Consider the following 12,873-nt stretch of genomic DNA (forward strand, 5'->3'; position numbering starts at 1 on the left):
TCGGTGGCGATCGCTTGGCGGGCGTGGGCGCTCGCCGATGAGGCGGGTGGAAGGTGTCTTGACCTCCCCGTCATCCCGGACGGGTACTCTGCAGCGAGGGGCGTTTTGCGCCTCTTGCCGCCCCCTGGCGTCCCGGTGGACCCCGGAACGAGTCCGGGGTGACGGTGTGGTTGGGGCGACGACGGGGCGCAAAAAAAGGGGCGGCGCCTTGTGGTGCCGCCCCTGCTTTAGGTCAGGGAAAATTGCTTACTTGAAGCGGCCGCTGACCGAGACGCCGATGATGCGCGGTTCGTTGAACACCGCGGCCATGTAGTTTTCGATCACGCCCTTCAGGTTCTTTTCGTTGGTGATGTTGCGGGCGAAGGCGGCGACTTCGTAATTGTCGTCCGGCGTCGTGTAGCCGATCTTCAGGCCGCCTTCGAAATTGCCCTTCGAATAGAATTCCGCGGTCTTGTAGAGCACGAAATTCGTATAACCCTGGATGTTCCAGTCGGTCGCGGCGAACAGCTTGCCGCCGTTCGACAGCGGCACGTCGTAGCGCGCGGTGGCGTCGAGGTTCCAGCGCGGGGCGTTGGGCAGCGGGTTGCCGTCGACCGCCGCGAAGGTGTTGGCGCCGACCTTGATCGTCGGATTCTGCACGGTGCATACGACCACGCCGTTGAGGATGCAGACCTGCGCATAGACGCGCTTGTCGCGGATCTTCGAGGCGAGCGCACTGGCGCCGAGGGTCAGCGTCAGGTTCGGGATCGGGCGGAATTCGCTGTCAATCTCGACGCCATAGGCGCGGGCCTTGTCGGCATTGAACAGCACGCCGTTGCCGTTCACGTCATTGCCGTTCAGCTGGATGTCGTTGACGACATAGGTGAACAGCGACGAATTGACGCGCAGGCGCCCGTCGAGGAACAGGCCCTTCGATCCGACTTCCCACGAGGTGATCGTTTCGCTGTTCGCGGTGGTGAACGGCGAGTTGAACACGGCCGAGCGACCCTGGATCGTCGGACCGCGGAAGCCGCGCGCGACGCGGGCGTAGACGCTGTTCTGGCCGTCGATCGCGTAGAGCGCCGAGACGTCCCAGCTCGGCTCCTTGCCCTCGAGGCGCACCGACGTCGGGGCGGTCGCGGGGAACAGGCTGGCGGTGCCCGCGGCGTTGAAGACCGGCTTTACGAGCGCGGTCTTTTTGAGGTCCTCGGTATAGCGTGCGCCGCCGGTGATGGTGAAGTCCGGCGTCACCTTGAAGCTGGCCTGACCGAAGGCCGCCCAGCTGGTGTTGACGTCGCGCAGACGCACCCAGTTGTTGGGATTGCGCGTGTTTCCAAGGGCATCCGGACCGGTCAGGAAGTAGGACCGTTGGTAGAACTCCGTGGTGTCCTTCTGGTTGAAGTAGAATCCACCGACCTGCCAGGTGAAACGCTGGCCTGCGGCCGACGCGAGGCGGACTTCCTGCGTGTACTGGCCGAGCGCGCGGATGTTGCCCTGGCTCTGCCCGTAGCCGTTGGGACGGCCGTTGACCGGATAGTTCACCGCCGCGCCGCCATCGGTGTCGCCGCGGCTGTAGCCCGAGGTCGTCTCATACGCGCTGATCGAGGTGAGCGTGACCGGCCCGAAGTCATAGGCGGCGTTCACCGACGTGCCGTAGGTGTCGTAATCCTGCGGGTTGTCGTTGCCTTCGTCGAGCGCGATGTGGTCGCGCGGTTCGGCCGAAACCGAGTTCGAGCCCTTCTTCAACGCGGCGCGGTGGAAGATTGTCGAGGTGCCGTGATAACCGCGCGCATGGCCCGAGACGTTGACCGAGAAAGCGTCGGTCGGCGTCAGCAGCACCTGGAGGCGCACGTCCTTTTCGGTGAAGCCGCCCATCGCGTTCTTCTGCGGCGTGCGCGTGCTGTCGGCGCTGTAGCCCGCAAAGGTGTTGTCGACCCAGTCGTTGCGATGCTGCATCAGGCCCGACAGGCGGACGGCGACCTTGTCAGCCACGATCGGACCGCCGACGCCGGCGTCATAGGTGAAGGTGCCGAGGCTGCCGGCCGACGCCGACACGCGGCCCTGCCAGGTCTGCGAAGGCTTGATCGTGTCGAACTTAATGATACCGGCGGTCGTGTTACGACCGAACAAGGACCCCTGCGGACCGCGCAAGACTTCGACCTGCTGTACGTCGAACACAGGATTCGACTTCAGGACGACATGCTCCAGAACAACATCGTCCTGGATGATGGAAACTGGCTGGCTGGCGCCCAAATAAAAATCTATGTTGCCCAAACCGCGGATATAAAAGCGGGGGAAGATGCGGCCCGTCGTGGTTTCGGCATAGAGGCCCGGGACGCGGCCCGATAGCGCGAGAATGTCTTCGCCGCCCGACTGGAGATTGCGCAGTTCCGGCCCGCCGACGACGGCGACCGAGATCGGCACGCGTTGGAGGTTTTCGGCCCGGCGTTCGGCGGTGACGACGATGTCGCCGAGATCGCCGGTGTCGGCCTGCGGCGCGGCATCGGCCGGGGCGGGAACGGGCGCAGGCGCCGTCTGGGCGAAAGCGGGCGCCGCGAGGCCGGCGGCGCCGAGCAGCAGCATGGTCTTGAACAGGCGAGACGTCACGAAATTCCCCTTTATGGTCTGGCGCGAGGGGACCATGTTCGCGCGGCAGGCGCGCGGGTGATCCCGTTCGCGAATGCCCGTCGTATCGGATGGCGCCCCCTGCGGCTGTCGCGCGACTAAGCGCGGATTGTGTCGTCTTCGTGAACATATGTGTCCGGGTGGACGGTAAACCCCGGATGAACGCCGCATTCCGGCTCGGTTCAGCCCGAATCACCTAGAGCACAGGCAACACGCTCGGACCGTTGTGCGTTTGGCCCAACCCGGACGTCGTCAGTGAGGAGGTTCGTCATGAACGGGTTTTTGAAGAAGGCAGGATTGGGTGTGGCGCTCGCCGCCACCGCGCTGACCGCCGCCGCGCCGGCCGATGCGCAGCGCTGGGGCGGCTATCGTCACTATAATCGTGGTGGCGGCGATGCCGTTGCCGGTGCGCTGCTGGGCGGCGTGCTGGGCCTGGGCATCGGTGCGGCGATCGCGAGCAGCAACCGTCCGCGCTATTACGATCGCGGCTATTACTACGATGCGCCGCCGCCCCCGCCGCGCGTCGTGTATGAAGACCGCTATTATGCGCCGCCTCCGCCCCCGCCGCGGGTCGTGGTGCGCGAGCGCTACTATAACTACAATTATCCGTCCTACGGATATGGCTACGGCTACTGATAGCAGCGGTTTCGTCGGGAAGGCGGCGTGGGCAGCGATGCCCGCGGCGCTTTTTCGTGGCGGGCGCGCGCCATTGGCGTTAAGCGCGCGCGGATGACCGATACGCCCCCCGATCGCCTGTCGACCGACCCGTCGAGCCCGTATTTCGACCAGCCCGCGCTGGAGCGCGGCATCGGTATCCGCTTCAAGGGCAAGCAGCGTCACGACGTCGAGGAATATGACCGCGCCGCCGGCTGGATTCGCGTCGCGCTGGGCAAGAAGGTCGATCGCCACGGCCGCCCGCTGACGATCAAGCTGACCGGCGAGGTGGAGGCGTGGTTCGAACGCCCCGCGCCGGGCGGCGAGGCTGAGGATAGCGCCGAGGGGTAAGCCCCCGATCGCGACTGGCTGAACGTGAGGGCGTGGCGGGGAACCGGTGCGCCCTTTTTGCTGGGCGCTGGGCGTGACGGTGTGAAGGGCGGCTGCTGTGCCCAAGCGTCAGCCGCAGGCTGAGATCGTTCGGTCAGGGCGCATCAGGAGCCGCGAAAGGCCCCAGCCTGCGCTGGGTGACGCTTTGGGGTAGGCGGATCGAACCGAGTTGAAGCGGGAGCTACGGAAAAAGCCTCCCCGTCATGCCGGACGTGTTCCGGCATCCACCGGCCCGCAGGAGCCGAAGCTCTCGATTGCGTGGAGGAGTGGACCCCGGACCAAGTCCGGGGTGACGATTCGTTTGGGGCGGGTGGATCGACGCGGCGCCGCGTCAGCCCAAAACGCGGCCGATGCGGACGAGGACGCCGGTGGGATCGCTGACGGCGAATTCGTAGGTGCCCCAGGGGGTGGCGTGGGGCGTGTCGGGCAGGATGATGAGCTCGCGCACCCGGTCGGCGATCGCGTCAACGTCGTCGACATAGAGGTAAAGGCCGAAGGGATTGTCCTCGACGTTTGCCGGCCAACCGGGCGCGTGGCGCAGGTGAAGGTGCCAGCCGCGGCCATCCTCCAGAATACGATATTCGCCCCAGTCGGACGCGAGGGTGAAGCCGAGCCTGGCGTAGAAGGCGGTGCTGGCGGCGAGATCGCTGCTCGGCACGATGGCGACGACATGATGGGACATCGGGATCAGCCTCCTGCGGGGACGGCTTATCGCTTCGGCAGATGCCGCAGGGTCGCCGGCATCTCCGCATCGATGACCGGGCGGGGATCGCCGTCGCCGTAGCGCACGCTACTGCGATAGCGGAGCAGCTGTCGATAGGGGTGCGCGCCGGTGCCGGGCGCGCTGACGGTGACCCAATAGGCGAAGGGGGCGGTGCGGGTCGGCTCTGCGACGATGACGTCGCCGGCGAGCGGGCCGGCGTCGATATAGCGCACCTCCTGATTGTTGTTGCGGCCGGTCTGGTGCGTGAAGACGGGGGTGAAGCGGTCGGCGGTCCGGTCGTAGGCGAACAGTGCGGTGGCGATCCGCTGGTCGCCGTTGGCGCCGTGCAGGCTGCCGACACGGAGCAGCAGCAGCGGGGCATGGTCGCGAGGGTGGACGATGCGCGCGGCGAGCAGGTCGTGCGCCTCGGCATAGGGATCGGCGCCGCCGGCTGGGGTGAGCAGGCGCGCGGCATCGGGCTGGCAGGCGCCACCGGGATGACCGAGGCACAGGCGGACCGCGCCGGGGACGGTGCCGTCGCCGAGGATCGGATCGGGGATGGCGGGCCCCTGCGTCGCGGCGAGGCGCCACGGGGTGCGGGTGGCGAAGGGGCGGGTGAGGTCGATCGTGGCCGGCAGCGGGGGCGCGGCGGGGCTGGAGGCGGCGAGCAGGAGCAGGGCGAGCAGCGGCATAAGCATGCATCCTTCGCGGGCGAGGCGCGGGCAATCTGCGCGGTGAAATCTTGCGCGTTGCTGAACGTCGTTGGTGAGCGGGGCGCGTGATGGCGGGGGTGGTTGTGGTTCGCTTGGGCGGTGCGCTGGCGGTGGCGATAGGGGCAGCCTTGCCCGCAGTGGCAAAGTCCGCGAGGGGTGGGCGGGTCCGATCATGGCCACACACCCGTTAACCATATTGGCGCTGGTGGTCATTGGAGTGAGACGCAAGAGGGTTGCGCAGGATTACCGATCTGGTACGTTGGGCTCCGTCGGTGGGGCCATGGCATCCCATCGGCCGGCGATCGCGTCCAGATATTGGCGTGCGACGTCGAGCGTTCCTGGTACATAGCGATAGTGGGTTTCACGCCCCGCGCTGGTCCGGGTGACGAGCCCCGCCTGTTCGAGCAGGTGCAGATGTTTGGTGACGGCTTGGCGGGTCATTCCCGCATGGGTCGCCAACCGGGCAATCGGACGGGCGACGCCGCTGCGTAGGGTCACGAGCAGCAGCAGCCGCGTGGGATCGCCGAGAATGGCGAACAGCCGCGCGGCCTGCACGGGCTTGGCGACGGACGGCGGGACGGACATCGGCAACCTCCCGGTTGCCCAGGCAACCGTCAGGGTGCCGACAGGGCAACCAAACGGTTGCGATGGTGGCAACCCTTGGGTTGCTTATGATCGACGTACGCTGGTTAGGCAACGCCATCGTTGCCATCGATTTGTGGCGCGCATCCTTGACCGTGGTGATGACCGCATTGTGGCGCGTGCCCGATCGACGCAGGCCGCCTTGCCTCAGCGGCGAAGACGGCGGCCGGTGGACGCAAAACCGTCAAAATGCGGCGGCATGATTGGCCCGGGACGTCGGGTGCGATGGCCCGTGTAAATGGACGAGCGTCGGAGGCAGACATGAACCGGGCAGGGCGGGCCGTGATGGCGATGGTGGCGGGCGCGCTGATGCTGTCGGCCGGGCCGGCGGTCGCCAGCGAGCCGGGCCTGGAGCTGATCGGCACGACGCAGATTCCGTTCGACAGCCGGTTCGACGGGATCACGATCGGCGGACTGTCGGGGCTCGATCGGCTGCGCGGCGACCAGTATCTCGCGATATCGGATGACAAGGGCGATGGCCGCCCGCCGCGATTCTATCAGTTATCGATCGGGCTCGATCCGGCGCATCGCGCGATGACGGTGCGGGTCGAACGCCAGACACCGCTGCGCGACGTGCGGGGCGCGCGCTTCCCGATCGACCGCGCGGTCGTCGATCCCGAAAGCATCCGGCATCTGGCGAACGGGCATATCCTGTGGTCGTCCGAGGGCACGTGGAGCGAGGACCCGGCGCTGCGGGTGCAGCCGGCGATCTATGAAAGCAACGCGGCCGGGCGTGTGCTGCGGCAGTTCGATTTGCTGTCGGCCTATCTCTACGCGGACAATCGCACACGCGGGGCGGCTTCGAACGGCGTGCTGGAGGGGCTGGCGGTCGCGCCCAAGGGCGGCGTGTTCGCGATCAACGAGGTGCCGGCATATGAGGATGGGGCGGCGAACGGGCCCGCGCTCCATCGCCTGACGCGCTTCGATCCGCGGACCGGGCGGCCGCTGCGCCAATATGTCTATGACGTGCCGGATGCGCGTTACAGCGTGTCGGAATTGCTGGCGATCGACGACCGGCGTTTTCTGTCGATCGAACGCGTCGCGCCGTTCGACATGCGGCAGGGCGTGCGCGCGCGGATCGTGCTGTCGCGGATCGCCGACGATACGACCGACGTGCTGTCGTGCCCGGCGCTGCCGCGCTGTGCCGCGGTGCCGATGACGCGTGAGGTGCTGCTCGACCTGCCCGGCCGGTATGACGGGGTGCTGATCGACAATCTGGAGGGGATGGCGTGGGGCCCGCGCCTGCCGGACGGGCGGCGCACGCTGATCCTGGTGGCGGACGACAATTTCAATCCGGAGGAGACGACGCAGTTCCTCACCTTCGCCTGGCCGGGGGCGGACCCGCTGCGGTAGCGGGTCCGTCGGCGGCGGTTACGCCGCCTCCAGCGCCTCGGTCGCCTCCAGCCATTGCGCTTCGAGCGCGTCGATGCGGTCCTGCGCGTCGGCGCGGCGCTTCATCAGGTCGCCCATGGCGAGCTTGGCGAAGCGCGGTTCGGCGGTCTTGGGATCGAACATGGCGCGATCGAGCGCGTTGCGTTCGGTGGTGAGCTTGGCGATCTCGGCTTCCGCGTCGCGGATCGCCTTGCGGCGCGCCTTGTCGGCGTCGCGATCGATCGGCTTGCCCTTGTCCTTCTTCTTACCCTTCTCCTCGGGCTGCTTGTCACCCGCGAGGACGAAGGCGATGTAATCGTCAAGGCTGCCGTCGAATTCCTTCGCGGTGCCGCCATCGACCAGCACGAGGCGGTCGGCGGTCATTTCCAGCATGTGGCGATCGTGGCTGACCAGCACGACGGCGCCCGAATAGGCGTTGAGCGCCTGGATCAGCGCCTCGCGCGCGTCGACGTCGAGGTGGTTGGTCGGTTCGTCGAGGATCAGCATGTGCGGCGCGTCGCGGGTGATGAGCGCCAAGGCGAGGCGGGCCTTTTCGCCGCCCGACATCTTGCCGACCTTGCCCACCGCCTTGTCGCCCGAGAAGCCGAAGCGGCCGAGCTGCGCGCGCACCGCCGCCGGGCTGGCGCCGCGCATGATACGGGTCATGTGCTCGAGCGGCGTGTCGTCGGCGTCGAGTTCCTCGACCTGATACTGGGTGAAATAGCCGACCTTCATCTTGCCGGTGGCGTTCATCTCGCCGTCCATCGGGGTGAGCTGCGCGGCGAGCAGGCGGGCGAGCGTGGTCTTGCCGTTGCCGTTGCGGCCCAGCAGCGCGACGCGATCGTCGGGATCGAGGCGCATGTTGAGGCGCTTGAGGATCGGCGTGTCGGCATAGCCGACCGAGGCCATGTCGAGCGTGATGAGCGGGGGTCTGAGCTCGCTGGGATCGGGGAAGTCGAACGACAAAGTCGGATCGTTGGCGAGTTCGGCGATCGGCTGCATCTTCGCCAGCATCTTCTGCCGGCTCTGCGCCTGTTTGGCGGTGGAGGCGCGGGCGGAGTTGCGCGCGACGTAATCCTGCAGCTTGGCGCGCTGCGCGTCCTGGTTCGCCTTGGCGGCGGCGAGCTGCGCCATACGCTCGGCGCGCTGGCGTTCGAAGCTGTCGTAGCCGCCGGCGTAGAGGGTGATCTTGCCGTTCTGCAGGTGCAGGATGTGATCGACGACATTGTTGAGGAAATCGCGTTCGTGGCTGACGACGACGATCGTCGCCTTGTAGTTCACGAGGAAATCCTCGAGCCACATCACCGCTTCGAGATCGAGGTGGTTGCTGGGCTCGTCGAGCAGCAGCAGGTCGGGCTGCGAGAAGAGGAGCGCGGCGAGCGCGACGCGCATCTTCCAGCCGCCCGAGAAGCTGTCGAGCGGGCGCTGCTGCATCTCTTCGTCGAAGCCGAGGCCGAGCAGGATCTGCGCGGCGCGCATCGGCGCCGTATAGGCGTCGATCGCGATCAGCCGCTCGTAGACATCGCCGAGCCGGTCGGGGTCCTCGCACGTCTCCGATTCGATCATCAGCGCGGCGCGCTCGACGTCGGCGGCGAGGACGGTGTCGAACGGCGTGGCGGTGCCCGAGGGGGCTTCCTGCGCGATATAGCCGAGGCGCGCGCCCTTGGGCATGTCGGCGCTGCCGTCGTCGGGCTCCAGCATGCCGGCGATGACGCGCACCAGCGTCGACTTGCCGGCGCCGTTGCGACCGATCAGGCCGACGCGGCTGCCGGGCGGCAGCGCCGCGGATGCGCCGTCGAGGATCGTGCGGCCGCCGAGGCGCACGGTGATGCCGTTGAGGTTGAGCATGGCCGCGCCATAGCAGATGTTGCGTTGCAGCTAAAGCGGGTGGGAAGACGGGGGCTTTCACGCGAAGGCCCGAAGAGGGTGGGGCTTGGCGCCGCCGGTGTGCCCAAGTCAGGGTGCGCGGTAAGCGTGCCTGCGGCGCGAGCCCTGTGCGACTTCGCGGCTTTGCGTGAACCCTATTACAGCGACCGGATCAGGCGGACGGCTTGCGCGATCCAGGGGGGCGAGGGGATCGAGACGGGGCGGGCGGCGGGGGTGGGCGGCAGGACGAGCAGCGCCTCGCCATCGATGCCGATGAGCCGCGCGAACAGGAAGCGGCCGGCGGGTTCGGGGAGCAGGATGTCGCGGTTAAGGGCCTGGGCGAAACCGTCGGGGGCGCGCAGGTCGCACCAGATTTCGTCGCCGGCGCGGTAATCGCCGACGCTGCCGGTCACCGATATGGCGATGCCGCCGTTGCTCGGCTGCGGTGCGGGAAGCGTCATTTCGCGGCGGGGGACGTGGGTGCCGTCGCTGTCCAGCGTCGCGGCGACCGGCAGCGCGGTGCGTTCGGGCAAAGTCACCAGATCGGCGGGCGCGACCTCCAATGCGGCGGCGATGCGGTTCAGCCAGTCGACCGAAACCGTCCGCGTTCCCGTTTCCAGACGGCCGATCGTCTGCGCGGTTGTTGGAGGGACGCACCGCTGCGCGACCTCTTCGAGGGTCAGTCCCTTGGCCCTACGTACTTGACGGATCGCGGTAATCATGGCGGCTCTCTAACCAGTGTGGTTATTTCGCTGTCCTACAACGTGCGCGATATGGCAAGCCCCCGCGACTCGGAAAGCGGAGGAGCGCGGGATATGCGGGAGCTGGCGGAGCGGACGATCGGCGATGCGCGGCGGGTGCGGGTTAACGTCGCGGAATCACCGTTGGGGTGGCTGAAGGCGCGTGGGCTGGTGGACGCGCGGCAGTTCGAGGCGGGCGAGCGGCTGCGCGGCGACTATGAAACGGCGGCACTGGGGCCGCGGGTGACGATGCGCTGGAGCGCGCGCGTCGATGGTGGGGCGGGCGAGGGGCTGGACCCGACGACCGCGCAGATCGCGGCGAAGCGGCGGTTCGATGCGGCGCTCGACGCGGCGGGCAAGGGCCTGTCCGATATCGCGTGGCGGACGATCTGCGCGGGCGAGGCGCTGCCGGTGGCGGAGAAGGCGCTGGGCTGGCCGGTGCGATCGGGGCGGCTGGTGCTGACGCTGGCGCTGGATCGGCTGGCCGATCATTACCGGCTGGCCTGACGGCGCGCGCGGGTGTAGGGCGCGCGGCAAGCAGAACATAAGTGGCACAGATGCGTGCCGATGACGGGACGGGTGCAGTGCGGTTCGACTTCGTGAAATGCCATGGGTCCGGCAACGATTTTCCGTTGATCGACGCGCGTGCGCTGTCGCTGAGCGATGCGGATTGGGCGGCGGTGGCGCGGGCGCTGGCCGACCGGCACGGGCCGGTGGGCGGTGACGGGCTGCTGCTGCTGGGGCAAGGCGCTGGCGACGCTGCGTTTTCGATGCGGATGTTCAATTCGGATGGCAGCGAGGCGGAGACGTGCCTGAACGGCCTGCGCTGCGTGGCGCGGGCGGGGTTCGAGGCGCTGGGGATCGACGCCGCCGAGGTGTCGCTGAAGACGTCGACCGCCTATGTCGAGCGCGATGCCGATGTGGCGCCGGGCGTTTACACGGTGCGCGAGACGGCGGGGCCGGCGGGGCTGGATGCGGCGGCGTGGCCGCTGACCGGCGCCGGGCCGCGGATCGTCGAGGCGGTGGTGCCGCCGCTGGAGAGCGACCGCTTGTTCTCCGCGGTATCGATGCCCAACCCGCATCTGGTGACGTTCGTGGATGCGGTGGACGAGGCGGAGCTGATCGCCGTGGGCGAGCGGTGCGAAGCGGCACCCGCGTGGTTGCCCAATCGCGCCAATGTGTCGTTCGTCGAAGTGCGCGGCGGCGATCTGTTCGTGCGGACGTTCGAGCGCGGCGTCGGGCTGACCGACAGCTGCGGCAGCGCGATGGCGGCGTCGAGCTTCGCCGCCTGCCTGACCGGGCGGCTGGCCTATGGCGCGCCGATCACGGTGTTCAACAAGGGCGGGCTGGTGCGGGCGGTCGTCGCCGAGGACGCGATGGTCAGCCTGTCGGGCAATGCGACCTGGGAATGGCGCGGATCGGTCGACATCGACCTGATGACGGAGCAGGCGGGAAACTTGCGCGTTGAGGGTCATGCCGATGCGGAGATCGCCGCCTGGGCGCAGTTAGCCGACGCCGCGAGCCGCTGACCCGTCCCAGACCTGATCCAGTTGAAGGCGAGGTTCGCCCTTTTGGGCGCATCCTCCTGTACCGCTTAGAGAAAAGTATCACGATGCGTGACGATTCGAGCTATTTCTACGACCGGGCCGAAACCGAGCTCGAACTGGCGCAGCGCGCCACCCACCCGCTGGCGGTGCGCGCGCACTATATCATCGCTAACCATTATCTGGACCGCTGCTACGGCAGCCCGGCCGAGGATGCCCCCGCCGCGCCCGCCGACGAGGGCGACGCCGCCTGATCCTCGCGGCGAACCGGTCGGTGCCGTGCGTGGCGTGACACGGGCCGGGTGAACCCTCGCGATTCCCATGCGTTGCAGGGGAGCGAGGTAGGAATGGCGGACGAGGCGCAAGACCCGACGCCCGGTGGGCATGGTCCGGGCGATACGGAAGCATGGACGGGCACGCGGGCCGATGACGGCCCGGAGGGTAAATTATACCCGGTGGCGGTCGCGTTGCGCGCAACCTTCGACGCCGACAATCATGCGACGCTGAGCCGCGACGTCACCGGGCTGATGCTCGATCTGTCGCGCGTGCCGTTCGAACCACACGAATTCGAACCTCTGCTGCGGCCGCTGGCGCCACCGCCGCCAGCCGGGTGGCTGGCGCGGGCGCGCCTGGCCTTGCGCCGGTTGCGCGAGGCGCGGGGCTGAGCGTGCCGCTCAGGCGGGAACGCGCATGCCTTTCAATTCCGATCCGAGCGAGCTGAACAGCGCCTCGATCTGCGACAGCGCGAGCGGCGACAGCCGAATGGGCGTCTGAGGGCCGAGCGCACCCGGTGCCTCCATCTCGGCGAAACCCGCGTCGATCAGCGCCAGGATCCAGCGGTTGGCGAGCGCTTGCGACGTGCTGATCCGCTTGGCGAGTTCGGCGGCCGTGACCGAGCTTGCCTCCGCCTCTGCCAGATAGGCGATCAGCAGAATCTCGCAGGCGGGATTGCCGGCCAGCGCCGGGCCGAACGCGCGCTTGCTGCCACTGACCGCCTGCAGGAACATCCGCGCCATCCGCCAATAGGCATGAACCGATTCGGTTTCGGTATGGCGGCAGAGCAGGCGGGCGCTGAGGACGAGCAAGGCGGCGTCACCCTGGCCCAGCCGCGAGACGGAGACGTTAATCCAGACGACGCCGCCATCGGCCTGCATACAGCGCAGCGTGCCGCGATGCGTTTTTTGGCTGGGATCGCGCCACGCGGTCTCCAGGAACGCGTCCGCGATCAGCCTTTCGGTCGGATGGGCGAATTCGCTCGCCGGACGTCCGATCACCGCATCGCGCCCGATGCCGACAAGCGCGGCATAACCGTCGTCGATGTCGACGATGTCCCTGCGGCGATTGATCAGCGCATGGCCGATATGTCCTGATCGAAACGGCATAGCGTACGATAGCGGCCTTTCGTGGCAAAATGAAACCCGTTGTCAGACTATTGTACCTTAGTAGCATATCTTGTGCCCGGCCGTGGCTATCCGGCGATAGGATGGGCGTTCATAACCCATATGGTACAAAACGCTTGACATCGTCACGCTCATTCGGTACATAACGGGAACGCTGAAGAATTGCGAGTCGGGCCGGGGTGGCGGGGATCAAGTCCCGTTACGCCCGGCCGCTTGCGTTTCGGAGCCGGGGCGAGGGGGATGGAA

The 12,873-nt window shown here is 67.6% G+C and carries 15 protein-coding genes; 8 read left to right on the top strand and 7 right to left on the bottom strand.

Going from position 1 to position 12,873, the window contains the following annotated elements:
* Positions 1-246 precede the first annotated feature (246 nt).
* Complete coding sequence (locus tag GGR47_RS07740; protein ID WP_371859727.1) at positions 247-2,562, bottom strand: TonB-dependent receptor; 2,316 nt, start codon at positions 2,560-2,562, stop codon at positions 247-249.
* Between the two features lie 312 nt (positions 2,563-2,874).
* Between GGR47_RS07740 and GGR47_RS07745 the strand changes: the two genes are divergently transcribed.
* A complete protein-coding gene (locus tag GGR47_RS07745; RefSeq protein ID WP_017980088.1) occupies positions 2,875-3,240 on the top strand; it encodes a hypothetical protein in 366 nt (121 codons plus the stop codon).
* A 93-nt stretch (positions 3,241-3,333) separates the two neighbouring features.
* Positions 3,334-3,609, top strand: a complete 276-nt coding sequence (locus GGR47_RS07750; protein ID WP_017980087.1) for a DUF3297 family protein — start codon at positions 3,334-3,336, stop codon at positions 3,607-3,609.
* Positions 3,610-3,979: 370 nt separating this feature from the next.
* Here GGR47_RS07750 and GGR47_RS07755 read toward each other — a convergent pair whose 3' ends face one another.
* The 3 genes from GGR47_RS07755 to GGR47_RS07765 all read right to left on the bottom strand — a co-directional run bounded on the left by GGR47_RS07755 (position 3,980) and on the right by GGR47_RS07765 (position 5,649).
* Entirely contained in the window at positions 3,980-4,330 is a 351-nt protein-coding gene (locus GGR47_RS07755) for a VOC family protein (RefSeq protein WP_063686523.1), read from the bottom strand.
* 26 nt (positions 4,331-4,356) lie between these two features.
* The gene (locus GGR47_RS07760; protein ID WP_147035368.1) at positions 4,357-5,043 is read right to left on the bottom strand and encodes a hypothetical protein; all 687 of its coding nucleotides are present in this window, start codon (positions 5,041-5,043) and stop codon (positions 4,357-4,359) included.
* A gap of 264 nt (positions 5,044-5,307) precedes the next feature.
* Positions 5,308-5,649 (bottom strand): ArsR/SmtB family transcription factor, encoded by a 342-nt coding sequence (locus GGR47_RS07765; RefSeq protein WP_147035370.1) that lies wholly within the window; start codon positions 5,647-5,649, stop codon positions 5,308-5,310.
* Positions 5,650-5,735: 86 nt separating this feature from the next.
* On the opposite strand from GGR47_RS07765, the gene GGR47_RS07770 reads away from it, so the two are divergent.
* Together GGR47_RS07770 and GGR47_RS07775 are read left to right on the top strand one after the other, a co-directional pair.
* A complete protein-coding gene (locus tag GGR47_RS07770) occupies positions 5,736-5,909 on the top strand; it encodes a hypothetical protein (protein ID WP_167509707.1) in 174 nt (57 codons plus the stop codon).
* A gap of 58 nt (positions 5,910-5,967) precedes the next feature.
* The gene (locus GGR47_RS07775) at positions 5,968-7,059 is read left to right on the top strand and encodes an esterase-like activity of phytase family protein (RefSeq protein ID WP_147035372.1); all 1,092 of its coding nucleotides are present in this window, start codon (positions 5,968-5,970) and stop codon (positions 7,057-7,059) included.
* Between the two features lie 18 nt (positions 7,060-7,077).
* Here the strand turns inward: GGR47_RS07775 and GGR47_RS07780 are convergent, their stop codons facing one another.
* Together GGR47_RS07780 and GGR47_RS07785 are read right to left on the bottom strand one after the other, a co-directional pair.
* On the bottom strand, positions 7,078-8,925 hold the full coding sequence (locus GGR47_RS07780) for an ABC-F family ATP-binding cassette domain-containing protein (protein ID WP_147035374.1): 1,848 nt from the start codon (positions 8,923-8,925) through the stop codon (positions 7,078-7,080).
* A 176-nt stretch (positions 8,926-9,101) separates the two neighbouring features.
* Entirely contained in the window at positions 9,102-9,665 is a 564-nt protein-coding gene (locus GGR47_RS07785; protein ID WP_043060836.1) for a helix-turn-helix domain-containing protein, read from the bottom strand.
* A gap of 93 nt (positions 9,666-9,758) precedes the next feature.
* On the opposite strand from GGR47_RS07785, the gene GGR47_RS07790 reads away from it, so the two are divergent.
* From GGR47_RS07790 to GGR47_RS07805, 4 genes are all read left to right on the top strand, one after another.
* Positions 9,759-10,190 (top strand): DUF6456 domain-containing protein, encoded by a 432-nt coding sequence (locus GGR47_RS07790; RefSeq protein WP_147035376.1) that lies wholly within the window; start codon positions 9,759-9,761, stop codon positions 10,188-10,190.
* Between the two features lie 50 nt (positions 10,191-10,240).
* On the top strand, positions 10,241-11,212 hold the full coding sequence (gene dapF / locus GGR47_RS07795) for a diaminopimelate epimerase (protein ID WP_147035378.1): 972 nt from the start codon (positions 10,241-10,243) through the stop codon (positions 11,210-11,212).
* 83 nt (positions 11,213-11,295) lie between these two features.
* Positions 11,296-11,481, top strand: a complete 186-nt coding sequence (locus tag GGR47_RS07800; RefSeq protein ID WP_147035380.1) for a hypothetical protein — start codon at positions 11,296-11,298, stop codon at positions 11,479-11,481.
* A gap of 93 nt (positions 11,482-11,574) precedes the next feature.
* Positions 11,575-11,892, top strand: coding sequence for a hypothetical protein (locus GGR47_RS07805; RefSeq protein WP_147035382.1), 318 nt, complete (start codon positions 11,575-11,577; stop codon positions 11,890-11,892).
* 9 nt (positions 11,893-11,901) lie between these two features.
* On the opposite strand, the gene GGR47_RS07810 is transcribed toward GGR47_RS07805, so the two are convergent.
* On the bottom strand, positions 11,902-12,609 hold the full coding sequence (locus tag GGR47_RS07810; protein WP_147035384.1) for a PAS domain-containing protein: 708 nt from the start codon (positions 12,607-12,609) through the stop codon (positions 11,902-11,904).
* Positions 12,610-12,873: the final 264 nt, after the last annotated feature.

This window comes from Sphingomonas aquatilis (assembly GCF_014196115.1).
GTDB lineage: Bacteria > Pseudomonadota > Alphaproteobacteria > Sphingomonadales > Sphingomonadaceae > Sphingomonas > Sphingomonas aquatilis.

What these genes read in the sequence shown, in the direction of transcription:
- GGR47_RS07770 (WP_167509707.1), top strand. Translation starts at nt 5,736, where the DNA reads ATGATCGACGTACGCTGGTTAGGCAACGCCATCGTTGCCATCGATTTG.
- GGR47_RS07755 (WP_063686523.1), bottom strand. Translation starts at nt 4,330, where the DNA reads ATGTCCCATCATGTCGTCGCCATCGTGCCGAGCAGCGATCTCGCCGCC.
- GGR47_RS07805 (WP_147035382.1), top strand. Translation starts at nt 11,575, where the DNA reads ATGGCGGACGAGGCGCAAGACCCGACGCCCGGTGGGCATGGTCCGGGC.
- GGR47_RS07745 (WP_017980088.1), top strand. Translation starts at nt 2,875, where the DNA reads ATGAACGGGTTTTTGAAGAAGGCAGGATTGGGTGTGGCGCTCGCCGCC.
- GGR47_RS07800 (WP_147035380.1), top strand. Translation starts at nt 11,296, where the DNA reads ATGCGTGACGATTCGAGCTATTTCTACGACCGGGCCGAAACCGAGCTC.
- dapF (WP_147035378.1), top strand. Translation starts at nt 10,241, where the DNA reads ATGCGTGCCGATGACGGGACGGGTGCAGTGCGGTTCGACTTCGTGAAA.
- GGR47_RS07760 (WP_147035368.1), bottom strand. Translation starts at nt 5,043, where the DNA reads ATGCCGCTGCTCGCCCTGCTCCTGCTCGCCGCCTCCAGCCCCGCCGCG.
- GGR47_RS07750 (WP_017980087.1), top strand. Translation starts at nt 3,334, where the DNA reads ATGACCGATACGCCCCCCGATCGCCTGTCGACCGACCCGTCGAGCCCG.
- GGR47_RS07785 (WP_043060836.1), bottom strand. Translation starts at nt 9,665, where the DNA reads ATGATTACCGCGATCCGTCAAGTACGTAGGGCCAAGGGACTGACCCTC.
- GGR47_RS07780 (WP_147035374.1), bottom strand. Translation starts at nt 8,925, where the DNA reads ATGCTCAACCTCAACGGCATCACCGTGCGCCTCGGCGGCCGCACGATC.
- GGR47_RS07810 (WP_147035384.1), bottom strand. Translation starts at nt 12,609, where the DNA reads ATGCCGTTTCGATCAGGACATATCGGCCATGCGCTGATCAATCGCCGC.
- GGR47_RS07765 (WP_147035370.1), bottom strand. Translation starts at nt 5,649, where the DNA reads ATGTCCGTCCCGCCGTCCGTCGCCAAGCCCGTGCAGGCCGCGCGGCTG.
- GGR47_RS07775 (WP_147035372.1), top strand. Translation starts at nt 5,968, where the DNA reads ATGAACCGGGCAGGGCGGGCCGTGATGGCGATGGTGGCGGGCGCGCTG.
- GGR47_RS07740 (WP_371859727.1), bottom strand. Translation starts at nt 2,562, where the DNA reads ATGCTGCTGCTCGGCGCCGCCGGCCTCGCGGCGCCCGCTTTCGCCCAG.
- GGR47_RS07790 (WP_147035376.1), top strand. Translation starts at nt 9,759, where the DNA reads ATGCGGGAGCTGGCGGAGCGGACGATCGGCGATGCGCGGCGGGTGCGG.